Annotated in this window: 21 protein-coding genes; 9 read left to right on the top strand and 12 right to left on the bottom strand. The window is 51.9% G+C overall.

Annotation, left to right across the window (positions count from 1 at the left end; all coding sequences use genetic code 11):
* Positions 1-155: 155 nt before the first annotated feature.
* Positions 156-932: a DODA-type extradiol aromatic ring-opening family dioxygenase gene (locus tag PsWM33_RS01205; RefSeq protein ID WP_063294654.1), complete on the bottom strand. Its 777-nt coding sequence runs from the start codon at positions 930-932 to the stop codon at positions 156-158.
* A 203-nt stretch (positions 933-1,135) separates the two neighbouring features.
* Between PsWM33_RS01205 and dut the strand changes: the two genes are divergently transcribed.
* The 3 genes from dut (at position 1,136) to cysK (ending at position 3,587) form a co-directional block, all read left to right on the top strand.
* The gene (dut, locus tag PsWM33_RS01200; RefSeq protein WP_063298940.1) at positions 1,136-1,594 is read left to right on the top strand and encodes a dUTP diphosphatase; all 459 of its coding nucleotides are present in this window, start codon (positions 1,136-1,138) and stop codon (positions 1,592-1,594) included.
* A 93-nt stretch (positions 1,595-1,687) separates the two neighbouring features.
* Complete coding sequence (locus PsWM33_RS01195; protein ID WP_063298939.1) at positions 1,688-2,365, top strand: HAD family hydrolase; 678 nt, start codon at positions 1,688-1,690, stop codon at positions 2,363-2,365.
* Between the two features lie 256 nt (positions 2,366-2,621).
* The gene (gene cysK / locus PsWM33_RS01190) at positions 2,622-3,587 is read left to right on the top strand and encodes a cysteine synthase A (protein ID WP_063298938.1); all 966 of its coding nucleotides are present in this window, start codon (positions 2,622-2,624) and stop codon (positions 3,585-3,587) included.
* A gap of 87 nt (positions 3,588-3,674) precedes the next feature.
* On the opposite strand, the gene PsWM33_RS01185 is transcribed toward cysK, so the two are convergent.
* The 3 genes from PsWM33_RS01185 to trpA form a co-directional block, all read right to left on the bottom strand.
* Entirely contained in the window at positions 3,675-5,000 is a 1,326-nt protein-coding gene (locus PsWM33_RS01185; protein ID WP_063298937.1) for a bifunctional folylpolyglutamate synthase/dihydrofolate synthase, read from the bottom strand.
* Positions 5,001-5,104: 104 nt separating this feature from the next.
* Positions 5,105-6,025 (bottom strand): acetyl-CoA carboxylase, carboxyltransferase subunit beta, encoded by a 921-nt coding sequence (gene accD, locus PsWM33_RS01180; RefSeq protein WP_063298936.1) that lies wholly within the window; start codon positions 6,023-6,025, stop codon positions 5,105-5,107.
* A gap of 72 nt (positions 6,026-6,097) precedes the next feature.
* Entirely contained in the window at positions 6,098-6,928 is an 831-nt protein-coding gene (gene trpA, locus PsWM33_RS01175) for a tryptophan synthase subunit alpha (RefSeq protein ID WP_057463186.1), read from the bottom strand.
* A gap of 457 nt (positions 6,929-7,385) precedes the next feature.
* On the opposite strand from trpA, the gene PsWM33_RS01170 reads away from it, so the two are divergent.
* Positions 7,386-8,444, top strand: a complete 1,059-nt coding sequence (locus PsWM33_RS01170) for a hypothetical protein (protein WP_063298935.1) — start codon at positions 7,386-7,388, stop codon at positions 8,442-8,444.
* 89 nt (positions 8,445-8,533) lie between these two features.
* Here PsWM33_RS01170 and trpS read toward each other — a convergent pair whose 3' ends face one another.
* The 7 genes from trpS to PsWM33_RS01135 all read right to left on the bottom strand — a co-directional run bounded on the left by trpS (position 8,534) and on the right by PsWM33_RS01135 (position 17,166).
* Positions 8,534-9,616, bottom strand: coding sequence for a tryptophan--tRNA ligase (gene trpS / locus PsWM33_RS01165; RefSeq protein WP_063298934.1), 1,083 nt, complete (start codon positions 9,614-9,616; stop codon positions 8,534-8,536).
* Between the two features lie 162 nt (positions 9,617-9,778).
* A complete protein-coding gene (murJ, locus tag PsWM33_RS01160) occupies positions 9,779-11,332 on the bottom strand; it encodes a murein biosynthesis integral membrane protein MurJ (RefSeq protein WP_063298933.1) in 1,554 nt (517 codons plus the stop codon).
* Between the two features lie 6 nt (positions 11,333-11,338).
* Complete coding sequence (locus PsWM33_RS01155) at positions 11,339-14,167, bottom strand: [protein-PII] uridylyltransferase (protein WP_063298932.1); 2,829 nt, start codon at positions 14,165-14,167, stop codon at positions 11,339-11,341.
* Between the two features lie 58 nt (positions 14,168-14,225).
* Positions 14,226-14,597, bottom strand: coding sequence for a helix-turn-helix domain-containing protein (locus PsWM33_RS01150; RefSeq protein WP_057463182.1), 372 nt, complete (start codon positions 14,595-14,597; stop codon positions 14,226-14,228).
* A gap of 18 nt (positions 14,598-14,615) precedes the next feature.
* Positions 14,616-15,287: a Smr/MutS family protein gene (locus tag PsWM33_RS01145; protein ID WP_063292550.1), complete on the bottom strand. Its 672-nt coding sequence runs from the start codon at positions 15,285-15,287 to the stop codon at positions 14,616-14,618.
* Positions 15,288-15,313: 26 nt separating this feature from the next.
* A complete protein-coding gene (gene mltA / locus PsWM33_RS01140; RefSeq protein ID WP_208994339.1) occupies positions 15,314-16,384 on the bottom strand; it encodes a murein transglycosylase A in 1,071 nt (356 codons plus the stop codon).
* Positions 16,385-16,419: 35 nt separating this feature from the next.
* Positions 16,420-17,166: a Tim44/TimA family putative adaptor protein gene (locus tag PsWM33_RS01135; protein ID WP_057463180.1), complete on the bottom strand. Its 747-nt coding sequence runs from the start codon at positions 17,164-17,166 to the stop codon at positions 16,420-16,422.
* 294 nt (positions 17,167-17,460) lie between these two features.
* Here PsWM33_RS01135 and PsWM33_RS01130 point away from each other — a divergent pair, with 294 nt between their 5' ends.
* Positions 17,461-17,994, top strand: coding sequence for an FxsA family protein (locus PsWM33_RS01130; protein WP_063298930.1), 534 nt, complete (start codon positions 17,461-17,463; stop codon positions 17,992-17,994).
* A 12-nt stretch (positions 17,995-18,006) separates the two neighbouring features.
* Here the strand turns inward: PsWM33_RS01130 and PsWM33_RS01125 are convergent, their stop codons facing one another.
* Positions 18,007-19,200, bottom strand: coding sequence for a serine hydrolase (locus tag PsWM33_RS01125; protein WP_208994338.1), 1,194 nt, complete (start codon positions 19,198-19,200; stop codon positions 18,007-18,009).
* Between the two features lie 237 nt (positions 19,201-19,437).
* On the opposite strand from PsWM33_RS01125, the gene PsWM33_RS01120 reads away from it, so the two are divergent.
* From PsWM33_RS01120 to polA, 4 genes are all read left to right on the top strand, one after another.
* Positions 19,438-20,484: an acyltransferase family protein gene (locus PsWM33_RS01120; RefSeq protein WP_063298929.1), complete on the top strand. Its 1,047-nt coding sequence runs from the start codon at positions 19,438-19,440 to the stop codon at positions 20,482-20,484.
* A 174-nt stretch (positions 20,485-20,658) separates the two neighbouring features.
* Positions 20,659-21,435 carry a DUF2092 domain-containing protein gene (locus PsWM33_RS01115; RefSeq protein WP_193778347.1) on the top strand — a complete coding sequence of 259 codons (777 nt, stop codon included), beginning with the start codon at positions 20,659-20,661 and terminating at the stop codon, positions 21,433-21,435.
* Positions 21,432-21,914, top strand: coding sequence for a hypothetical protein (locus tag PsWM33_RS01110; protein ID WP_208994337.1), 483 nt, complete (start codon positions 21,432-21,434; stop codon positions 21,912-21,914). The genes PsWM33_RS01115 and PsWM33_RS01110 overlap by 4 nt, the downstream gene beginning before the upstream one ends.
* Positions 21,915-21,985: 71 nt before the next feature.
* Complete coding sequence (gene polA / locus PsWM33_RS01105) at positions 21,986-24,928, top strand: DNA polymerase I (protein WP_082826824.1); 2,943 nt, start codon at positions 21,986-21,988, stop codon at positions 24,926-24,928.
* Positions 24,929-25,118 lie beyond the last annotated feature (190 nt).

The following is a 25,118-nucleotide window of genomic DNA, read 5'->3' as shown; positions in this document are numbered from 1 at the left end:
AACCATCTCTCCGGGACAAACACGAAGACCCGGGACCCATACCCTCAGTATTAGAAATTGACTGAACGCTTTCGTGAAAGAGCAACCAGTTATGGATCCCAGCTCAAAAGTTAGGATGACACCAAAGGAGTTTAACTGATGCACTCTCTTAGTGACTACCTGCTGTGAAACCGGAATGCACTCATGCTGATTGAGCGATAAGTGAAGCTCTCATGCAGCTTCTCGCCAAATGACTTTTCTCCAGCAGCACCAAAAGCCACAAGAAGCGGAAGGAAATGCTCATCTGTTGGTAGTGCTTTTGGGTAGTATTTGTGGTTGCTGGAAGAAAGCAATGCACAGGTCTCTCCTCGTTCAGCCAGATCACTAACCCAGTGATCGAACTCAAGTGCCCAGTCAGGAACTTCGCCATTTGCGGCCACTGCGGAAAAGTTATGCGTTAGCGCACCACTGCCAATAACGAGGATGCCCTCATCCGCCAAAGGCGCAAGCGCACGACCCAGATTGTAGCTTTCCTCGCTGCCATAGGCGTAAGGCAGTGAGATCTGCACAACAGGGATATCTGCCTCGGGAAATGCAAGAGATAACGGGACCCATGCACCGTGATCTAAACCCCATGAATTATCTTCGCACACTGTCAGGCCATAGCGCGTAATGGCGTCATGTGTGCGGGCAACCAACCAGCTTGGTGCATCAGCAGCGTACTGCATGTCATAGAGTTGCTGCGAGAAACCACGAAAGTCATGGATGGTCTTCAACGGGCCAGCTGACGTGATGACAAGCCGGTCTGTTTGCCAGTGAGGTGAGATGATCACGATGGCATTGGGCTTAACCTCTGAAACACAAAGGTTTTTGAGGAACTGGTGAGCTTCCAGCTCAGGTCTTATTGCGAGATCTGGTGCTCCATGGGGCAAAAAGAGAGGTGATTGTTTCATGTGAAACGCTTTTTTGTTTCGGTTTGTTGATGAATTCCTTGTTCTCAACAGTGTATTGCATCTGCGAATTGCGACCAATCTCAGTAAAGTTGATAGGACTGTTCACTGAAAGTGACCTTATCGCAGGATAAGGAGCTTGATCGAATTTCATGCGCCTACTGGAAGAAATTGCAAACTCCTGTTAGAAAAGACGCCTCTTATCAATGGGCCTCTTCATGACACCAAAACTAAAAATTACGCGCCTTCCCCACAGCGAAGGATTAGAGCTTCCTGCTTATCAAAGTGCAGAGGCTGCTGGTTTGGATTTGCAGGCAGCAAATACAGATGCAATCGACTTGAAGCCCGGACAGCGGGCGATGGTGCCAACAGGCCTGTCACTTGCGCTGCCATCTGGTCATGAGGGGCAGGTTCGCCCACGCTCTGGTCTGGCCGCTAAACATGGCGTGACGGTCCTCAACACTCCGGGTACTGTTGATGCTGATTATCGCGGTGAAGTGAAGGTCATCCTGATCAATCTGGGGGAAGACACTTTTGTGATTGAGCGCGGAATGCGCATTGCTCAAATGGTCGTTGCTCCCGTTACGCAAGTGCAGATCGAAGAAGTCAAAGAGCTGGAAACCACCGAACGTGGTGCAGGCGGATTTGGTTCCTCTGGCGTTTAAGCGCATCTTCAAAGGATACGCTGGAAGAAAACTGGAGCATCTCGCGTTAACTCCCATAAGGGCGAGAGGCTCCGCGGAATACAAGGAAGAATTATGAAGCCGGAACTGGTGATTTTTGATTGTGATGGCATTCTTGTCGACACCGAAACCATAGCGAATGAAGTCCTTTCTGACTTCATGAAGAAAATCGGCCTCGATTTTTCACCTTTGGAATGTCACCACCGCTTTACCGGCACCGCAATGGATACCATCAAGGAAGAGGCCGAGCGTTTAAGCGGCGAGAAGCTTCCTGATGACTGGGCCGCGCAAGTCCGTCAGGCTGATCTCGTCGCATTTGAAGCTGGTATTGAGCCTATTCCGGGTATTCTGGATGTTGTTGCACATCTGAAAGCAGAAGGCATTCCATTCTGTGTTGGCTCCTCAGGCCGATATGAAAAGATGCAGATGACGCTTGGTTCCTCTGGCCTCTGGGAAACCTTCAAGGACGTGCTCTATTCCGCGCAGGATTGCAAAATGGGCAAACCAGCGCCAGATATCTTCCTCTACGCAGCCAAAGATATGGGCTTTAAGCCGGAGCAATGCGTTGTAATTGAAGACAGTATCGCCGGCATCAAAGCCGCGAAAGCCGCAGGAATGCGCGTCTTCAACTACACGGGCGATGTAAACGCAGACATCGAGCAGGCCAAATCTCTGGGCGCGACCACCTTCGGTCACATGTCTGAATTACCTGCCCTGTTGGGTCTTGAAGCGCTGGATCAAACCACCGCATAACTCATCTATTTCTGAGGAAGCGGTCTTTTCTGCAAAAGACCATACTAAATCATCCCTCAGATAGAATGTAATTCTATGATTCTGTTGTATTTTGCATCACGTTTCTACGTCCTGTAGTTTTCGGGGTTTTTGAAACCTCGAAAACCCTCGTTACACTTCCTACATTTCATTAAGAAATTTAATGAGGCTGCAGCTCGGGATTCTTACGCCGAGACAGGGCTCAAACTCACAAGCAAATTGCATAAAGGGAATTTCGATGAGCACTTCCAAGCCGGGTCGTGGAAAAATTTACTCTTCCATCACTGAGACTATCGGAAACACACCAATCGTACGTCTGGACCGTTTGGCAAAGGCTCACGGCGTAAAAGGCAACCTGCTTGCCAAACTCGAGTTCTTCAACCCGATTTCCAGCGTGAAAGATCGTATCGGTGTCGCAATGGTTGAGGCAATGGAAGCAGCGGGTAAGATCGTTCCGGGCAAAACCACTCTGATCGAGCCAACCTCCGGCAACACAGGTATCGCGCTGGCCTTCGTCGCAGCTGCAAAAGGTTACCGCCTGATCCTCGTAATGCCAGAGACCATGTCCATCGAACGCCGCAAGATGTTGAAGCTTCTGGGCGCTGAGATTGACCTGACTGAAGGTCCAAAGGGTATGAAGGGTGCTGTTGCGCGTGCAGAAGAGCTTTTGGAGGAGATTCCAGACGCAGTAATCCCGCAGCAGTTCGAAAACCCGGCCAACCCTGAGATCCACCGCAAAACCACTGCAGAAGAAATCTGGAATGATACCGACGGAAACGTTGACGTATTCGTATCCGGCATCGGCACTGGCGGCACCATCACAGGCACCTCTCAGGTCCTGAAAGAGCGCAACCCGGCCCTTCACGTGGTCGCTGTTGAGCCAACGGATAGCCCGCTTCTGTCCGGTGGTCAGCCTGGCCCGCACAAAATTCAGGGTATCGGCGCAGGCTTCGTGCCGGGCGTACTGGACACCACTGTTTATGATGAAGTGGTCACCGTTTCCAATGAGGACTCGTTTGCGCTGTCTCGTGAAGTGGCGAAAACAGAAGGTGTTCCGGTCGGCATCTCTTCCGGTGCTGTTTTGAAAGCTGCGATCGAAGTTGGCAAGCGTGATGAGATGGCAGGCAAAAACATCGTCATTATCATCCCAAGCTTCGCAGAGCGCTATCTCTCAACCGCTCTCTTTGAAGGTCTGGATGTGTAATTCCAACGAGATCTGAAACGAATTAAGGGAGGCAGTAGCCTCCCTTTTTGCATCTCAAAGTCATTTCGTGTCTGAATCGAACCATGCTTACTCAGGTGGAGTGCCGTTTCGCTCAAGAATTTCACCGGCTATGTAAAGTGAGCCGCCAAACAGAATGCGCGGCGCTTCGTCTTGATCCTGCGCACGACGTCTGATCTCTGCGATTGCTCTGTCCATGGTGCCATGAGCCGATGCTGAAAGGCCCGCAGCCTGTGCAATCTCCGCAAGTTCAATCGGAGAACGTCCTGCGCTCGTGGTGGTCAAAGGCACGCAGATGACATGCTTTGCCAGCCCTTCAAACTGCTCAAAGAACCCTTCCGGATCTTTGGTGCTCATCATGCCCATGACCAGATAGGTCGGACGGGATGCCTTATCCGTCAAATCTGCGAGGAAAGAGGAAATCACCTTTGCCGCGCCGGGATTATGTCCGCCATCCACCCAGATCTCACTGCTTTCCGGTAGCTCGTCAAACAGCTTGCCTTCATAAAGAGGCTGCATCCGTGCTGGCCAGTTGATGGTGCGCAGCGCTTTATCGCAAGCAGCACGAGCCTCTTCACTCTCTAGCAAGCCTGCCGCCCGCAATGCAGCCAGCGCAAGTCCGGAGTTGGACATCTGATGGAAACCGGCAAGCTTTGGCGGTGAAAGGTCCAGCAACCCAAATTCATCCTGATAAACAAGCCGCCCGCCCTCTTCCCAGGCAGAAAACTCCTGCCCCTGAAACCAGATAGGCGCGCGCTCCCGCCCGGCTTTGTTCTCAATCACATCCCACACGGCATCCGCTTGCGGACCCACAACAACAGGACAACCCGGCTTAATTATCCCAGCCTTCTCCAGCGCAATGCCTTCAAGGCTATCACCCAGGAAATTCTCGTGGTCTTTTGAGATCGGAGTAATCACACTCACCAGCGGCTTCTCAACAACGTTGGTGGCATCCAGAACACCACCAAGTCCGACTTCCAGAACAAGATAATCAGCAGGATTGTTGGCAAACAGGTAGAACGCAACAGCTGTTGTCGCCTCAAAAAACGTCAGCTCATGACCATCATTGGCTTTCTCAACCTGCTCAATCGCTTCAAGCAATGCATCATCTTCAACAAAGCGACCTGTACCACCCAGCCGAATGCGCTCATTGAAGCGAACCAGATGCGGTGAGGAATACACATGAACGGTTTTCCCCTGTGCCTCCAGAAGCGCCCTGACAGAGGCTCCGGTAGAGCCTTTGCCATTGGTCCCCGCTATATGGAAGACTGGCGGAATGCGTGTCTCAGGGCTCCCCAGCGCCTTCATGACCCGATGCATACGGTCTAAGGACAGATCAATCTCATCGGGATGAAGTTTCATCAAACGATCAAGGGCGGCTTTGATCTTGTTCATTGGCTATCCACCTTCAAATCTGCTGGGCATCTGAATAAAGAAAAAGCCCGGCACGGTATGCCGGACTTTTAAAAGCAAATCGCAACTCCGTGAGCTGTAAAGACTTACGGGGTTGCAGCAACCTCAGTGCTCGCCTCTGGTTCTGCAGGCTTTTCTTCAAGCACTGGCAGCTGAGCTTCACGCTTCATCAGCAGGTTACACAGGTTGGAAATGGTTTCTTTCAGCTCGTGACGATGCACAACCATGTCGACCATACCGTGATCACGCAGATACTCAGAACGCTGGAAGCCTTCAGGAAGCTTCTCGCGAATAGTCTGCTCAATCACGCGCTGTCCAGCAAAGCCGATCAAAGCGTTAGGCTCAGCAATGTGAACATCGCCCAGCATCGCGTAGGAGGCTGTTACGCCACCGGTCGTCGGGTTGGTCAGCACCACAATGTAAGGCAGGCCTGCTTCACGAAGCATCTGTACGGTTACAGTAGTCCGTGGCAGCTGCATCAGCGAGAGGATGCCTTCCTGCATGCGTGCACCGCCGGAAGCGGCAAACATGACGAAAGGTGTTTTGTGCTCAACGGCATGTTCCATACCGCGGATGATCGCTTCACCAGCTGCCATGCCAAGAGAACCGCCCATGAAGGCGAAATCCTGAACAGCAGTGGTCATGTCGTAGCCATTCACCTTACCGCTGGCGACAACGACAGAGTCGGTCATCTCGGTTTTGGCTTTGGCATCTTTCAGGCGATCAACATACTTGCGCTGGTCGCGGAATTTCAGTGGGTCGACAGCAACTTCCGGAGTCTCGATGCTGGTGTATTCACCCTGGTCAAAGAAATACTCCAAACGCTTCTTGCTGGAGAGGCGCATATGAAAGTTGGAGTTTGGTACAACCCACTGGTTTGCCTCCAAATCGCGATGGAAGACCATCTCGCCAGTTTCAGGGCACTTGATCCAAAGGTTTTCCGGAATTTCGCGCTTTTCGAGAAAGCTGCGGATTTTCGGCCGTACGACGTTGTTAATCCAGTTCACGGGCTGCCGCCTGTCTTTAATTTCGTTTTCAATTTTTAATGGCCATTAAACGGGCCATACGTAAAGCAATACTTATTTCCGAGCTTTTTCTACACCCACACGTAGTGAGCGCACAACTTCGGTAACAGCAGCTTGTGTCTGATTTGTGGCTTTACCATTGTCGTCAAGGCTTGTTCTAATCGCCTCAACAAGAATAGAGCCAACCACCACACCGTCGGCATGCTTGCCAATTTCTTCTGCTTGTTCAGCGGTTTTAATGCCAAAGCCAACAGCAACAGGAAGATCAGTGTGGGATTTAATTCGTGTAACTGCCTTAGCAACAGCAGTGGTGTCTGCAGCGGCAGATCCGGTTACACCAGTTACGGATACGTAGTAAACAAAACCTGATGTATTCGCCAGAACAGTTGGAAGGCGTTTGTCATCAGTTGTTGGTGTGGTCAGGCGGATAAAGTTTACACCACCCTCAATTGCCGGAATGCAAAGTTCGTCATCTGCTTCCGCAGGCACATCAACAACAATAAGACCATCAACGCCAGCTTCACGTGCTTCTTTCACAAAAGCAGCGCTGCCACGTACAAAGATCGGGTTGTAGTAACCCATCAGAACGATTGGAGTGTCATTGTCCTTTTTACGGAACTCACGCACCATCTGAAGCGTTTTGTCCATCGTGTGACCATGCGCCAGAGAGCGCTGAGTCGCCAGCTGGATTGGAACACCTTCAGCCATCGGGTCAGAAAACGGCATGCCAAGCTCAATAACATCACTACCCGCTTCTGGAAGTGCATCCAGAATAGCTTGTGAAGTGGCGAGGTCCGGGTCTCCGGCCGTAATAAAAGTTACGAGCGCAGGACGTCCTTCAGCCTTCAGCTTAGCAAAGCGTCGATCAATACGAGTTTCAATCATTCATCCGACCATCTGATGTATTGGGGCAAGCCCCACCAATCAATCAGCAAGGATGTAGGGGTGCAACTAGCCCTCTGTCAATAAACACAGCGCAAATTGAATGCGTTTCTGGCGAATTTTATAAGAAAAAGACAACAGCCCCAGAGAATATCCAGCGATAAAGACTCTCAAGGTCTCAGATTGACCATTACGTCAAATATAATATTGCCTGCTCTGATCGTGAGCATATGGTGAACTCGACCCACTAAGCGGCAATAAGCACTGTATTTTTAGATCTGTAGTAGAACCAGTTTTAAGCATCGAAACGCGATAAACAGCCATATCAATAATCAATTCAATCCCCCCTTAGACCATAGTTGTGTGGCTCATATGACAACCCTCTGCTTTGGTTCCGGCGTATTTTTTTATGAGATTAGCTTTGGGGTAAGAGATGCGAGGATGGAAGGCGATAGTTTTTATGTGTTTGGCGGTGGTTCTTTCCGCCTGCGTAGATATTGAGTTGCACTATGATTTTGCTGAGGATGGTTCTGTCACACAGCGCATGACCTACAAGATGACAGAGGCTACCTATGCCCGTATGCAGGAAAAAAAGAAGCAAAACTCAGGTCCGGTTCCTGTGGTGGCCTTTTGTGATAACGGCGAGGTAAAGCGGGAAAACGGGTTTGTGTTCTGCAGCAATACCGTTGAACAGAGTTTATCTGATTTGCTCTTACCAGAGCAGGAAACCCCTTCGCCCCCTACATCCATGGGGCCATCCGTTCTCCAGTTAACTCGGGTGGATGATACGAGCTTACAAGTGGTCTTGAAGGTGTCGGATTTCAATAATGCCGATTCTGGAACTACAGTCCTGACCAAAGCCACTTTTCTTGAGAAAGCTGTGCTGTCTCAAGCTCTTGCTGAGCGCAATCTGACCGTAATCCTTAGCGGCCCTGCGCTTATCAATGCTTCTGGAAACAAGATTGCAGACACAACGCAATCAGTAACATCGGTTCCACTCACTGATCTCATCACCGGCCAACTTGATGCAAAAGATCCCTCCGCCACTTTCCGATTTGCTCACCCCTTGCCTCCTGATAGAGAGAAGCAGGTAAAAATGATGTCTCAACTTTTCGAGGGCTATCAGTTCGACAATTGGGAAGACATGCACGGTCCAATATCGGATTACCTTCAACAGCAACCGCGTATGATGACTGGTGGAGTCCGCATGACAGAGCAGGCCTGTAAAGTTACGCGGGCAGAACTGGCTCAGCGCATCACGGCCGATAACACTGGCTTCAAAGAGCAGTTTATAAAGGTTCTTCACGCGCGTTATAGTATTCAGGATCTTCAGGACATGCTGGGGCTGGTTCAACAGAACCCTACTCTGTTCAAGTCACCCGTGTGCGATGACTTCCCACAAATGGACCGGCGCTGTGTGGTTATGGCACATACGGTGGATGCCTTGTTGCTCAAACACATCGTTGCGGCCAACGAGGCAGCGCAAGCGCGCGTGTCGCCCTTTTTAAAGGATGAGTGAGTGCGCCAGTAAAAGCAGCCGCAACACTCCGGAAAGCAAAAAAGCCGCAGATTATCTGCGGCTTTCTCAGTCTTGAAACTAAACGCAAATTAGCCGCGACGGCTTTCCAAAAAGCCAATAATGCGACGTACATCATGCAGCACTGGTTCTGCAATCTCAGCAGCACGTTCAGCACCATCACGCAGAACAGCATCAACGCTTGCAGGATCATCCATGATCCGGCGCATTTCATTGTTCATTGGAGCCAGTTTCTCAACAGCCAGCTCGGAAAGAGCTGGTTTGAATGCTGAGAACTGCTGACCGCCGAACTCGCCCAGAACCTCTGCTTTGGTACGTCCGGAAAGGGCAGCATAAATGCCAACAAGGTTGTCAGCTTCCGCACGACCTTCCAGTCCATCCACTTCACTTGGAAGCGCTTCAGGATCGGTCTTTGCCTTTCTGATTTTCTTCGCAATCGTGTCCTGATCATCAGTCAGGTTGATGCGGGAAAGATCAGAAGGATCAGACTTGGACATCTTCTTGTTGCCGTCACGCAGGCTCATGATACGGGTCGCAGGACCAGTGATCATTGGCTCAGTGACCGGGAAGTAAAGCTCATCCGGCGCTTCATGAGATGGTTCAGGGTTTGGAACACCAAGACCCAGCTCTTTGATGCGATCAGCAAAATCATTGTTGAACTTCTGCGCAATATCGCGTGTCAGCTCAAGGTGCTGCTTCTGGTCATCGCCAACCGGAACATGGGTAGCGCGGTAAGCCAGAATGTCTGCTGCCATCAGGTTAGGATAAGCAAACAGACCAACAGAAGCGTTTTCTGCGTTCTTTCCTGCTTTGTCCTTGAACTGAGTCATGCGCTTCAGCCAGCCCATGCGGGCGATACAGTTGAAAATCCATGCCAGTTCAGCATGTTCTTTCACCTGGCTCTGGTTGAAGATGATCGACTTCTTCGGATCAACACCGGCTGCGAGGTAAGCTGCTGTTACTTCACGGGTCTGCTGCGTCAGCTCGGCAGGGTCCTGCCAGACTGTGATCGCATGCATGTCAACGATGGAGAAGATGGTCGGCATCTGGTCCTGAAGCGGAACAAAGCGGACAATAGCACCGAGGTAGTTACCAAGGTGGAGGTTTCCGGTTGGTTGAACACCGGAGAAAACGCGAGGCTGAAACGCCGTCATAACAAATATCCCTAGGCTTGGGCCTGTTGGAAGGGCCAGTGGGTTGCGCGGGCATAGATTGAATGGGTGACAAACAAACTAGAACAGCCCGCGCAGATAAAGCCCGGTGGTTATGACTGCGCTTTTTCGTATGTGCAAGTGATTTGCAGAGTGAGAAAGCCTTTATCGCCGCAATTTCTGCAGTTGTACGCGAAAATCCACGGTCCCGGTGAGCTGAACCAAAATCCCAAAGGAAATCAGGCCAATGGTGACAAGAAGGACCAGCTCGCTGGCTCGCACAACAAACAGATTGGAGGTTGAAAGCGGCTCCAGAACAAGCGTGCCGCCATAGACCACAACACCCATCAAAGCGCTGGCAAAGCCCAATAGCGGAATTCTTTTCAGCAATGCTGCGTCGACAACAAAATGACCACGCCGCCACAGCACAAAGGCCAGCAGCGCCGAGTTGACCCAACCCGCAGCAGTTGTCCCAATCGCGATGCCCACGTGCTTGAAGGTAGGGAATAACAAGATTGAGAGCGCCACGTTCACCACCATGGCAACAGCGGCAAAGTACATTGGGGTCTTTGTATCTTCCCGCGCAAAGAAGCCAGGGGACAGCACCTTATTCAGCACAAACGCAGGCAAACCAACGGCAAATGCCATCAAAGCCAAAGCAGTCTGCTCAACAGCAGCATCCGTAAACTGACCGCGCTGGAACAGTACGGAAATCACGGTATCTGGGATGATAACGAGCGCGACTGCAGCAGGTAGAGTAAGCGCAAGAGCGAACTCCATGGAACGGTTCTGCGTATGATGAACCAGCTCTTCCTGACCAGAGCGTAACTGCCGTGTCAGGCTCGGCAAAAGCACAACACCAATTGCGATACCCACCACGCCTAGCGGCAGCTGATAGATCCTATCAGCATAATAAAGGTATGAATTCGCGCTGCTTTCCAGCGACGCGATGATAGTGCCAACCGTGATGTTGATCTGCGTAATACCCCCGGCAATCACACCGGGAACACCCAAAACCAGCAAGCGCTTTACGCCCGGCGTCCATCGCGGGCGCATGATAGGGACGCGAAACCCGAGCCGTTTCATGCCAATGGCAACAACAGCAAGCTGAACAACACCTGCAACAGCAACACCAGAAACCAATAGGACACCGGTCGTCTGATCAGGTTCCATCCCATAAAAACCAATGGTTGCGAGCACGGCCATCATCACCACATTGAGCATGACGGGAGCCATCGCCGCGGCTAGAAACCTTTGAAATGTATTTAGAATTCCGCTCAAAAACGCGAGCAAAGACATAAGCAGCAAATACGGAAATGCAATGCGTGACATGAGGACGGTGAGGTCGAATTTTGCTGGGTCAGAGAAATAACCCGGTGCCAGCACATGCACGAGCAAAGGCATGAAAACCTCTGCCAGAGCGAGGATAACCACCAGCGTCCAGAATAAAGCCGCCGCAATCTCACCAGCAAATTTCCGCGCGCCCTGCTCTCCATCTTCCTCAACAGAGCGGGCAAACAGCGGCACGAAAGCTGAGTTAAATGCACCTTCTGCGAACAATCTTCGGAACAGGTTTGGTAAGCGGAAAGCCACAACAAAAGCATCTGCAACAGGACCAGTGCCTACAAAGGCAGCCAGCATCACATCTCGCCCAAACCCGCAGAGACGGCTTAGCATTGTTGCACCACCAACCGTGGCGAAGCTCTTGAAAAGGCTCATATAAAATTACTTACCTGTATGTTTTTGAGGTTTACGGCGTGAGCTCGTAGGCGCTTTTTGTGGCTTTTTACCGTCAAAGGCATTTTTGAGTCTATCGCGAATAGATTCCTGACGCCCCACATTGTGAACTTTCTGGCCAGTTAGATCGGTCACGTAAAATACATCGACCGCTTTCTCCCCAAAAGTCCCAACATGAGCACTCGCTATATTCAGGTTGAGAGCCGAGATCTCGGTGGTCAAATCAGAAAGTAAACCCGGTCGGTCAAGTCCGGTTACTTCAAGAACCGTATAGTTTTCTGACCATGAATTGCTAACTAAAACAGTTGTTTGCAGCGTAAACGCCTTGTTACGAGCATTCGGCTTTGTCGCTGCACCCTTCACTTCAGGGACAGGTGCCGTGCCACGCAGTGCTTCTTTAATCAAACAACAAATCCGCTCCCCGCGACGATACTCGTCATCGTCTTCCGGCAGCTCACGGCTGATGTAGATCGTATCTAGCGCGAGGCCATCTTTTGTGGTGTCGATGTGCGCGTCCACAATGTTCCCACCTGCCGCAAAGCAAGCCCGCGCAATTGTAGAAAGCAACCGCGGATGATCCGGTGCCAGAACGGTGATTTCTGTAACGCCCTCAAAAGCATGAGGCTCTACAGAAGTCGCCAGATGCTCTTCTTCCTTGTCCGTTTTACGGATTAAGTTCGCATGGTTGATTTTGCTCTTCAGATCAACGCGCAGCCAATAGGCCGGATAGTGGCGATTGAGGTAATTATCCAGTTCCTCATCAGTCCAGCCTACCAGCTCTTCGGCCAGCTCTTGCTTCGCATGGTCAACACGTTGCTGCTGGCTCATACGGCCATGACCACCACTGAGGATTGTCTCGCTCTCATAATAGAGCGTGCGCAGCAATTGCCCTTTCCAGCCATTAAACACATTCGGACCCACTGCCCGAATGTCCGCAACCGTCAAAATCAACAGGAGCTGCAACCGCTCCAGACTCTGCACTTTACGGCAGAAATCCTTGATGGTTTTCGGATCACTCAAGTCGCGAGACTGTGCAACGGTGCTCATTTCCAGATGCTGCTCGATGAGCCAGGCGACCGTATCAGTCTCTGCTGGAGAAAGGCCAAGACGTGGGCAAATCTTCCGCGCAATCTTGGCGCCTGCAATAGAATGATCCTCTGGCCGTCCCTTCGCCACATCATGCAAAAGCATTGCAACATAAAGAACTTTCCGGCTGTGAACCGATTTGATCAGATCCGTTGCCAGAGGGTGGCTATCACCACCCATCCCGCGCTCAATTTCAGAAAGAACGCCAACAGATCGGATCAGATGTTCGTCGACAGTGTAGTGGTGATACATGTTGAACTGCATCATGGCGACGACCTTCCTGAACTCCGGCAGGAACTGGCCAAGGATGGACGACTCGTTCATCGCGCGCAAAACGGTTTCCGGATCACTACGGCTTGTCAGGACCTTCAGGAACAACCGATTCGCTTGTTCATTCTTGCGGAATTCCGCATTGATCAGCCGTCTGGATCGACGAACCAGTTTCAGCAATTCTGGGTGCATATCCAAATTGGTTTTGTCGATCAGATAAAACACACGGATCACATTGACCGGATCTTTCTCAAAGACATCCGGCTTCGCCGCAATAATGCGCCCGTTCTCGACAAGGAAGTCCTTGGTTCCTTTGATAGATCGCCGCTTGTGCTTGCTTCCCGGAACAAAACTGCCAAGGAACCGCGAAATGCTTGGGGCGGACTTCACATGCTGCTCTTCAAGCGCAGCCGCAAAAATGCGTGTCAGATCACCAACATCCTTCGCAACAAGGAAGTAGTGCTTCATGAACCGCTCAACAGCCCGCATGCCGGGATGGTCCATGTAACCGAGGCGGTCAGCAATTTCCCGTTGAACATCAAAGCTCAAGCGTTCTTCAGGACGGTTCGTCAAAAAATGCAGATGACAGCGGACAGCCCAAAGAAAATCCTGACTCTTTCGGAACCGATTCAATACACGTCGAGAGAATACGCCCTTTTCAACCAGCCCTAAGCCACTGGGAACGCGATAAAAATACTTAGCGATCCAGAACAGCGTGTTCAGATCACGCATACCGCCTTTGCCTTCTTTGACATTGGGTTCAACAAGGTAGCGGGACGCGCCATGGCGTTCATGACGATCATCTCGTTCAGCAAGTTTGGCAGCGATGAAATCCGGCCCTGTACCGGAAACAATTTCCTTGTCAAAGCGCTTGGTAAGCTCTTGAAAAAGCTCAAGATCACCCCAAACATATCGTGCTTCCAAAACAGCTGTGCGAACGGTCATATCTTCGCGGCACTGCTTGATCGTCTCATCAAGATTGCGCGTGGAATGACCGACCTTCAGGCCCATGTCCCAAAGCATGTAGAGGATGAACTCAACAACCTGATCACCCCAGGGCGTTTGCTTATATGGCCAGAGAAACAGCAGATCCACGTCAGAGTGCGGCGCCATCGTTCCGCGCCCATAACCACCAACAGCTATGATGCTGATACGCTCGGATTTTGTTGGATTTTCAACGGGATAAACATAGGTAACCGCGAACTCATAGATCACCTGAATGAGCATATCCTGCACGCAAGACAAGCGCTCGGAACATCGCCGGCCCTGCCCGTCTTCCATCAGGAGCTTTTCAATTTCTTTAAATGCTGCTTTGTGCGTGGCTTTCAGCTTTGTCAAAACATCGCTGCGCAGCTTAAAGCTGTTGCCGTCGCCATCGTGCTTCTCAACCAGCTCTTTGAGTTCGTTGAGAAGGGATTGGGGATCAACCAGTTGATCTACTTTGAGTTCTTCAGGCGTCATATCAGCAGTCCACTTCAAAAGTCAGCAGACTGACTTTACAGAGCTTTGTCGGCTTAGACTAGATATTGTCGCGAGAGCTAACCACTCTTAGTTGATGAATGAGGTGCTCCAGGGATTCCTCTGAGAGTCCATTGATCTTCGAGGCAAGCATGTTCGTCAGCTCGGTCGCCCGGGGTGTCAGGCCACCGGTATCGATGGTGATTTTCGGGTTGGAAAGTTCCGCAAGTCTTTGAAGTTCTTCAGCTTCATCCCAGATCACATTGAAGTAGGTGATCATGCGCTGAACCATGTACCAGGTTGGAGTGCCGCGCTTGCCATGTTCAAGCGCACTCAGGTAGGCAGAGGAAACCGAAAGCGCCTCCGCCATTTCCTTCAGGGTAATCTTCTGCTTAGCCCGCAGCTCTCTAACCTTGGCTCCAAAAGGCGTCATCTTACTGAAATTCCTGCCTTATTTTTTGCGCTTACGAATGCGAACGTAAATCGCACCGCTGCCCCCATGCGAAACATGAGCTTGGTCGAAGCCTACCACACAGCTGCGCATATCAGGAAGAGAAAGCCACTGCGGCACCATTCTGCGCAACACACCACGATCATCGCCATAGGGGCTGCTTGAATAGTCGAGCCCCTTGCCGGTGATCACAAGCACGAGGGAGTAGCCCATGGCCTGCGCTTGATAGATGAACGAGGTTAAGCGTTGATGCGCTTGATACTGCGTCAAACCATGAAGATCGATGCGCGCATCAATATAGCCCTTGCCTCCGCGGACAACTTTTTTGCGCTCTTTCTTGTTGAGCGGTGAAAGCGGAGGCATCGCAGGAACAACAGGCTTGGGCGGGCTATAGTCTGGTGCAGTCTTCCCTTTGGAACCGCGAGACTTTTTGGCTTGAGGCTTCGGTGGAGAGGTCAGCTGCGGCTTAAGCTCAGGCTGAGACACCTCAGCGCTTTGAGCGTGCATAAGGGACTGATCCGGCTCGGAAAGCTGCGTCGTATCTTCCAGCATATCAGAAAGGCGCTCTTGATGAATAGGCGTCAGAGTGGCTTTCACCCTGTCCCACAAGCGCTTGTCTGCTTCGCTCAGCTGCTTTGTTTTGGCTCGCTTTGTGCGATCACCATTCGTCATCTATCTGATCCGTCCACGATCATTTATTATTTTGGAACAAGGAGATAGAATTCCGCACGGTGACGGATATTCCCGGCAACGGCACCTGCCTCTGCACCACTTCCTACATAGATATCGCCGCGCGCGGGGCCTTTGATGGCTGATCCGGTATCCTGAGCAACCATAAGTTTGGCGAAGCGATCACCTGATGTGTCGTAGGTCCTTAACTCACTAGAGACAAAAATTAAACTGCCATAAGTGTGCAGACCATCATCAATTGCCAGTGATCTCAGGTCGGTCAGGGCTGTTCCTGCCCCTCCAATGGCTGCAATCTCAGTGTCTTGCGCAGATTGTAACTCAAAAAAGATGTAGGATTTATTGTGCCGAAACACGTCTTTCTGCTGGGATGGGTTTTTGGATAACCAGGCACGAAGCGCGTCCATGCCCATGTTATCTCTGGAGATTTCGCCTCGCTCAATCAACACACGGCCAATCGCGGTGTACTCATGACCAGACTTGCCTGCAAAAGCTAAACGCCGCAACTCGCCATTAGGTAGGCGAACACGGGCAGACCCTTGAACAGCTGTAAAAAATGCATCTATCGGGTCTTTCACCCACAGCACTTCAAGGCCCATTCCATCCAGTGCACCGTCCATCACATCGCCGCGTGTTGGCATCACCTTCAGGCCTTTGGGATAGGCATGAAGGGGGACAACAAAATCATCCGTGCGAACAAGTGAGCCTTCCAGCTCTGGCATGTAGTAGCCGGTCACAAACCCATCGTCCTCTACGTGCTGAAGCGTAAAGTTCTGTTCTAAAAAGGTTTTTGCATCACTTGCGTTATTTACGTCGATTTTGCGCGTTTTTGCGCAGATAGCGCGTAAATTTGCGTCGCTAATGCCAAATACCTTTGTCGGCAGCGTTCGGCCTTCACTCGCCTCGCAGTGAGCCACAAATGCGGAAAGGGCCGCAGAATGATCATCTGCAGCCCATCCGTCGATTGCGTTGGGATCAAGTGGCCCGGAGAGCTTCGCGCTTCGCATGGTCCTATGGTCTTTTATAAGGGTGTTTCCAGCTACAGCAGCAGAACTTATCCCCGCCGCGACGCTGAGTGCCATAATGAAACTCATAGCGTCGCAAGAGAAAGAAAACGTCATGCAGATTCAGTTGCAACCAGCTTCCAGTTTGGATCGTTCTCACCAGTTACGCGAGCGAAGGTCCAGATGTCAGTCAGGTCACTCACTGCGGTTGGGTCACCATCCACAATGCGGTTTTCAGAATCCCGTGTCGCGGTGATCAGCTGACCCTTGAAGCGAACAGTCACTTCAGCAAGCTTGTCTTTGTCGTTGAAGACCGCTTCCACAATGTCAGCTTTGTCGATGCCCACAAAGGTGGACTCAACACGCTCATTGCGGCTTTCCCGGTCATCAATAGCAGCAGAGAAACCACTGAACACTTCAGGAGAAAGAAGCTCTTTGAGCGTGCGGCGATCACCCTGCGCAAACGACATCAAAATGATTTCGTAAGCGCCGCGTGCACCTTCCGCAAACTCTTTTGGATTGAAAGACGGCTCAGCTTTCCAGATTTCCCGCAGTCCGTGATTCAACTCACTGCCTTTTTTGGCAAGCTTGTCGATTTCGGCCTCAATCTGTTCGCGAGCTTCACGCTCTGCGCGCTCAGGGTCATGTTGAACATGCTCACTGCCTGGAAGAGGAATAACATTGTCCTCATTCTCAGGAGCCTGAGTCTTTTGAGAGTCTTGTTTTTGCTGAGCAGAATACGGGTCAAATGGTTGACGCTCGTTACCGGTGCGATTGCCCAAAACGGAGCGTAACCGCAGGAAAATAACAACTGCCGCAATAAGGAAGATTATGTTGTAGACGTCGAATATTTCGTTCATTCCGAGTACCGACCGGTCCTTTACTCGTGGGCTGCCAGGCGCCGATGATCAAATGCATTAGATATCTAGATAATGTGCTCTAGCGCATTTTTACAGGCTCTGTCACTAATTTAAGGTTTCTATCAGCAACATCCAGCTATTTCGTGTCCATCCCAACGCCTTTTTAAAGTCTTACCACGCAAGTATAAGCTAAAATCAGTCATTGCAATTCTGTGAAGATCACCCACTATAAGTAAGATCGCTTCAAAAAGAAGTGATCAAAAAGCAAAATAAACCTGAACCTACGCGGACGCTATGCCACTCGGACTTATCATTCTTGCCTGTTTCATTCTGCTACCAACCATAGAGATCTATCTCTTTATTGAGGTTGGAAGTGTTATCGGGGCAATTCCAACAATCCTGTTGACTGTAGCTTCCGCAGCTGCCGGCACCTATATGCTGCGCCAGCAGGGGCTGTCTTTGCTCATGCGCATGCGCGCTGAAATGGACTCGGGACGAGTTCCAAGTCATGAGATGATGCATGGCGCGATGATCGTGTTTGCGGGCCTCATGCTGTTGATTCCAGGCTTCTTTACAGACGCAATTGGCCTTCTGCTCTTCATTCCACCACTGCGTGAGGTGATTGGCAACTATCTGGCGCGCCACGTGAAGGTGCAGAACCTCAACGTCAATCCGGGTTACCGTCGCCGCGATGGCACTGTGGACCTGAATGAAGATGAGTGGAGCTCCTCCCGTCATACAGAGCAGGATGATGACCCTTCCCGTCCTCGTTCCAATGACCCGGACCAGATCAGTCCATGGTCTACTGACGACGACAAGCGTCGCTAAACCCTGCCAAGTTTAACGGAGAGCCGCCTGAACTGCCGCAGGGCTCTCCAGCAAAGTCGCGACCAGCGCGATCAGGTAAGTGACGTCCAGCTCTTGCTTTGCATTCCACGTGGTGGAGAAGCACCAGTCATTTCCGTCGATGTCTACCAGCGCATACGTCATGTTGAGCACACCAATCTCACTGCCGCCCTTATAAGCATATGACGCCCAGTTATCCGGTTCGGCCACACCCGGATTTACGAAAATTCCCTTGATATCCTTCACTTTTGTCACAATCTCGCACAGCTCGCGGTTCGAGATGTACCACTCAACACCCTCTGTCAAAGGCACAGAAACCTTGTCGATTGGTGGAAGTTGAGCCGGTAAGGCAGCGAGAATCCGTGCCCGCTCCTCTGGCCCTGCTTGGCGATAAGCTTCTGCAGCTTGCTCATCCGCTTTCAGATGAAACAGCTGCTGCGTCGTCAGAGCCGGCGAACTTTCTCCCGGCAACATCACACTTTCCTGCCCCACCAGATCCATCAGCAAGTCCGTGGCCGTGTTGTCCGAGATCTCGATCATATTGCGCGCCACATCCAGCAAAACAAACTTCTTGCCAACCGGCTCATTCTGCATCGTACCACCTGGATACGAGATATGCCGTTGCTCCAGTGTGATCTTGTCCTGCCAGGTCAGGTCTCCGTCCCTGACCTGCTGCGCCACTTGGTCCAGCACATAAAGCTTGAAGGCAGATCCGACGGCCAGTTGTGCATCACTGTTGTTCTCAGCATGCACCTTCCCGTTCTGCATCAGTAAAAAGCTCTGCGTCGCGGTCTGCTGCTTCATGTGTTCCAGCAGGTCTTCGTGTTTCACATCCTTCACAAGCGCAAAGCGAAACAGCAGCCCCGTCAGCTGACCGGTCTTATTCTGCTTCAAAAGCGTTGGAATCCTGTAGGATTTCGTCTCAACAAGAAACTTGTGCGGGTCCTTGGTCGCTTCAACATGAAGCGCAGGGCCATAGATTGAGCGTTGTTGTGAAAGAATGGAGACGAGAAGTTCTTTCGGGATCTTCTTGTAGACTTCGGGCGCAAAGTCATCGGCATCAAAGTCCGGCCTATTCCAGATTTTCTTGAGCAACTCTGGCGGGCTTGTGGCCTCCTGAGCGCTTAAGGGCTGTGGAGCGATGACTAAAACTGCAACAGCGCATAACGCCTTAAAATACCTAAGCAATTGCATCTCCAGAATATCCGGTGGAACTATATGTATCCTAGGCGCATAAAAACTAACATTACCTTAGGTCATAAAGATACAAACCATAACATCAGGCCGCGTTGCAAAGTCTCAGGTAGCCCTTTGGCAATCAGGCGCGGTAACCAACAATTAAAGTTGAAGAGATGCCGCTAGTATTCGCATCCCTTAAAACTTATGATTGCACGAATTAATTAGTAAATTTATGGGCGGTATTACATGGCGGCGCACCAAACCTCCAGTCGTGTGGATTGGGTCGACTACGCGAAAGGCTTTTGCATCTTTCTCGTGGTGATGATGCATTCAACCCTTGGGGTTGGAAGCGCCATTGGTGAAATGGGGTTCATGGGCGACATTGTTGCCTTTGCAAAGCCCTTCCGTATGCCGGACTTTTTCATGATCTCCGGCTTGTTCCTCGCCTTGACGCTGGATAGGGACTGGCGCCTGTATCTGGATCGTAAAGTCGTCCATTTCTTCTACTTCTACATTCTCTGGCTTACGATCCAGTTTGGAATGAAAGCACCGTCCTTCGCATCAGAGTTTGGTTGGGATGGCGTGTTGATGCACTACGCGCTCGCCTTCGTACAACCATTCGGAACCCTCTGGTTCATCTACGCCCTGCCCGTTTTCTTCGTCATCACCAAACTGCTGCACTCACTAAAAGTGCCGTGGCAAGTGACCTTGCTGGTCGCTGCAGGCCTGCAAATCAGCGCGTTGCACACCGGCTCTGTGCTGATTGATGAGACAGCCGCTCGCTTTGTGTTCTTCTTCGCAGGCTACATTTTTGCGCAAAAGATCTTCGTCATTGCTGACTGGGTGCGTGAGAATGTGCTGAAAGGCTTGGCCTTTGTGTTTGTCTGGGCCGTCGTCAACGGCCTGTTCGTTGGCTACGGCTATGCCGACCTGCCATTCGCCTCGCTTGCTCTGGGCGGTTTGGGCGCATTGGCGGTGATCACCGTTTCTGCTCTGCTTTCCAAGGTGAAGGCGTTGGATCTGTTGCGCTATATGGGCAAAAACTCCATCGTGATCTACCTGTCCTTCTTCTTCCCGATGGCTGTATCGCGCACTATTCTGCTCAAACTGGGCATCATTCAGGATGCGGGCGTGATCTCGCTAATCGTCACGTGCACCGCAACCATCGCACCGATGGTCCTGTTCTGGCTGATCACCAAAATAGGTTACGGCCAGTTCCTGTTCAAACGTCCGGCATGGGCCTACATCGCGGAAATGCCACGCGCCAAGAGCCCTGCACCGTCACCAACCTGATATCTGCGCGAAATCGCTGATCTGCCTAAGCCCTCGGAGCAGCTGCTTTCGGGGGCTTTTTGCATGCATGTTCAGCAAGCGCCAATTTTAGTGGTTGGGTTCAGAAGGTCTTTCCGGTCTTTGCTTAGGCTTTGCGGAAGCAAACGGTGTGACAAGATCAAGGAACGTATCTCCATGAAACTCGGGGCTCTCAGGGTTCTGCCGCTTCTCTTCATTCTAGTGGCCATCGGCTGGCTGGAGCTACGCCCCCACCCCGCTGTCGCGCAAAAAGAAGATAAAGCACGTCAAATCCTCAATAAGACCATCGAGAAGTTCAGTGAAATCAAAGCCATGAGCTTTACCGTCTACGCGAGTGAGGAGCGCATCTTTAAAGACATGGTACCGCTGAACTTTGTGTTTGAATACACAGTCAACATCCTCGGACAGGGTGATCTGAAAATCGACCTCCCACGACCCGATGGTATGAGTGAAATCTATCTTGATGATGGCATAATCACCTACTTTGATAAAACGCGGAACATCTACACCCAGGGTGATTTCAGAGGCACTTCATCGGAATTTATTCAGGTGCTACGCACTGATTTCCAGCTCACACTGCCCGGCATTGATCTGGTCAACCCGGAACTGGACCAGATGCTCGACGACCTGACAACACGGTCCGTCTATGTCGGGCGTGAGGTTCTGCCAGAAGGGATTGCCCATCATCTTGCCTTTTTTAACGATCAGGTAGATTGGCAATTGTGGGTCTACGAAGACAGCGGCCTGCCCGGTTATCTCATTATCACCTATAAGGATCTTGCTGGCGTGCCCCAAACACATCTGTCCTATCGAGGTTGGAATCTCGATCCTAAGTTCAGAGGAGAAGATTTCAAATTCAATCCACCGGAGGGGGCTGAACACTTCAGTTTGCCCGCCCTTTCAGCGATAGAAAGCGGAGGGAGCTCAAGATGATTTACTCCACATCAATGCCACACCTCAAAAACATGCTCAGATCATTGGCTGTCCTGGCCTTTATCTCAGGCACTGGCATGTTCTCAGCCCAAGCGCAGGACACTCCGCCTCCCCCAAAACAGGCCACACCCGCCGAAGTTGTGGAGTGTGAGGAAGAGCACATGAAGCGTGAGGGCATAGCTGATCTGGGCGGCTCTCAATACCGCGATAAGATCCGCGATCTTTGCAACAAATCCGTACATGGCGCTGACAAAGCAGAGGCAGGAAAAGAGCCAGCCACCAACGATTATTACTTCAGCGGCGACAACAACGGCTTTGTCTATGAGCTCAATGAAGAATGTCAGCAGATCCGCATTCAGGATGAGCTGATTTTCATCTGCCCGGAAGGCAAATACAAACCAACCATCCGCAACAACCAATCCGGTTTCATGCCTTATTTAGAGCCCGTGGAACCCATTAGGCAGGGTGAGAAGCCGTGAGGCAGTCACCCTCCGCTAAAACATCATTGAAAAAGGGTTAATTCCTCTTTCTTTGTCGGCCCAAGGCGGGCATGATCCCGCTCATGTCGACACAATCCATTGCACTAGCTCTCACAGAGAACGATCACCTCATCCTGATCGATGGCTCTACCTTCATTTTCCGCGCATATCATGCGCTGCCGCCGCTTACTCGCAAGCCCGACGGACTGCCCGTTGGCGCGGTTTCCGGCTTCTGCAACATGCTTTGGAAGATGATGCAGGAAGGCCCCACCAAAGAAACTGGTGACGAGCCAACCCACTTCGCCGTGATTTTCGATAAGTCCGGCAAAACGTTCCGCAACGATTTCTACCCGGAATACAAAGCTCACCGCCCACCGCCGCCGGAGGATCTGCGCCCGCAGTTTGGCCTGATCCGTCAGGCAACCCGCGCGTTTGGCGTACCTGCCATTGAGCAGCAGGGCTATGAGGCGGACGACCTGATCGCCACCTACGCCCGTCAGGCAGCCGCGCAAGGCGCCCGCGTCACCATTGTTTCCGGCGATAAAGACCTGATGCAGCTTGTCACCGACAAGATCGGCATGGTCGACACCATGAAAAACAAGGTGATCGGCAAGCCAGAGGTCTTCGAGAAATTCGGCGTTGGCCCGGAAAAGGTCGTCGAAGTGCAGTCGCTCGCAGGCGATAGCGTCGATAACGTGCCCGGCGTCCCAGGCATCGGCCTCAAAACCGCCGCTCTGCTCATCAACGAGTTTGGCGATCTGGATAGCCTTCTGGCACAAGCCGACACCATCAAGCAGAAGAAGCGCCGCGAGAACCTCATCGAGTTCGCCGAGCAGGCCCGCATTTCCAAGCGCCTCGTGCAGCTGGAAGAGGCCGTGCCGGTGGAAACTCCAGTCGAAGATTTCACCGTGTGTGATGTGGATGGCGCGCAGGCAGTTGGCTTCCTCAAAGCCATGGGCTTCACCAGCCTCACCAAAAAAGTGGCAGATAAAACCGGCGCTGTGCTGGAAAACATCGAGCCGATTGAGCCTGTGATTGAAGGCTGGGAAAGCACTGCAAAACCGGCAGAACAAGCTGAGGATTCTGCGGGAGAACTTGAGGATAAAGCATGGACCGCCGCGCCTCTGGCAGAGAAAGTTGCAGCTGAAATATCTGCGCTGCCTATAGATAATTCCGCATACGAAACAGTTTCCACCACTGAGCGCCTCAAAGAGTGGATAGCGCAGGCCTATGAAGTGGGCTACGTGGCTGTGGACACTGAGACAGATGCCCTCAACGCCATGGAAGCTGGCCTTGTTGGCGTTTCCCTCTCCTGCACTCCGGGCAAAGCCTGTTACATCCCGCTGGCCCATGTAGATGGCGAAGGTGATCTCTTCAGCGGCGGTGCGCTGCTGGAAGGCCAGATTCCGCTAAACGAAGCGGTCGCTCTGCTCAAGCCAATGCTGGAAGACCCGGCTGTCCTAAAAATCGCGCAGAACATGAAGTACGACTGGCTCGTGCTCAAGCGTTACGGTGTGGAAATGGCACCGTTTGACGACACGATGCTGCTCTCCTATGCGCTCGACGCGGGTATGGGCGGCAATGGCATGGATGAGCTCTCCCAGCGCTGGCTCAACCACACGCCAATTCCGTTTAAGGAAGTGTGCGGCTCCGGCAAATCGCAAATCTCCTTCGACAAGGTGCCGCTGGACAAAGCCACCTCCTATGCGGCGGAAGATGCAGACGTCACCCTGCGCCTTTGGAAAATCCTCAAACCACGCCTCGCTGCTGAGGAAATGACCGTGGTTTATGAGCGTTTGGAACGCCCTATGGTGGCAACGCTGGCCAAAATGGAGCGCCGCGGCATCTCCATCGACCGTCAGATGCTCTCCCTGCTCTCCGGCGAGTTCGCGCAAGGCGCAGCCGCGCTGGAAGCTGAAATCCACGATAAGGCAGGCGAAATCTTCAATGTCGGCTCGCCAAAGCAGCTGGGTGAAATCCTGTTTGGCAAAATGGGTTTGCCGGGCGGTAAAAAAACCAAAACCGGCGCATGGTCCACCTCGGCTTCCGTGCTGGATGACCTCGCCGCCCAAGGCCATGAACTGCCTAGCAAAATTGTAGAGTGGCGCCAGCTCAGCAAGCTGAAATCCACCTACACCGACGCCCTGCCAAGCTTCATCAATCAGGAGACGGGCCGCGTCCACACCTCGTTCTCGCTGGCGTCCACCTCCACGGGCCGTTTGTCCTCCTCCGAGCCAAACATCCAGAACATCCCGATCAGAACCTCTGAAGGTCGCAAAATCCGTCAGGCGTTTATCTCTGGGAAGGGCAAAAAGCTCATTTCTGCCGATTACAGCCAGATTGAACTGCGCGTGCTCGCCCACATGGCCGATATTCCGCAGCTCAAACAAGCGTTTGCGGACGGGCTCGACATTCACGCCATGACAGCAAGCGAGATGTTTGGTGTGCCGATTGAGGGCATGGACCCAAGCGTTCGCCGCCGCGCCAAAGCCATCAACTTCGGCATCATCTACGGCATTTCCGCGTTCGGTCTTGCAAACCAGCTGGGCATTGGTCGTGGTGAAGCAGGCGATTACATCAAAACCTATTTTGAGCGCTTCCCCGGCATCAAAGAGTACATGGAAGAAACCAAAAAGTTTGTCCATGCAAACGGTTACGTCGAAACCATCTTTGGCCGCCGTGCTCACTACCCGGATGTAAACACCAAAAACCCGAACATGCGCCAGTTCTACGAGCGCGCAGCCATCAACGCCCCAATTCAGGGCTCAGCGGCAGATATCATCCGCCGTGCCATGGTGCGTATGGACGAGGTTCTGGAAACGGCAAATCTGGACGCGCAAATGCTGCTGCAGGTGCACGATGAATTGATCTTTGAACTGCCTGAGGATCAGGTGGATGAGACCAAAAAACTCGTCATCACCACCATGGAAAAAGCAACAGAACCCGCCCTCCAGCTCTCGGTCCCTCTCAAAGTAGAAGCCGAAGCCGCCACCAACTGGGAAGAGGCGCACTAGCGCTTCTTTTTCCCTCAGGGCAAGGCAATTTGCCCCAGCAAACAGTGCGATCCCGGGCCAAGCACCCTGCCAACCCGGGCCGCACAAAACCACGCACATAAAGCCTTTGCCCATCTGCAGACCACGAACACTGAAGCCGCCAAGCCACACCCCTTCGGTGTCTTCCCGGCCCCCGATGTACATACCGGAG

It is taken from the genome of Pseudovibrio sp. WM33 (assembly GCF_001623165.1).
Lineage (GTDB): Bacteria > Pseudomonadota > Alphaproteobacteria > Rhizobiales > Stappiaceae > Pseudovibrio.
The sequence above is the reverse complement of the archived record's forward strand: the minus strand, read 5'-3'. Positions and strand labels throughout refer to the sequence as shown.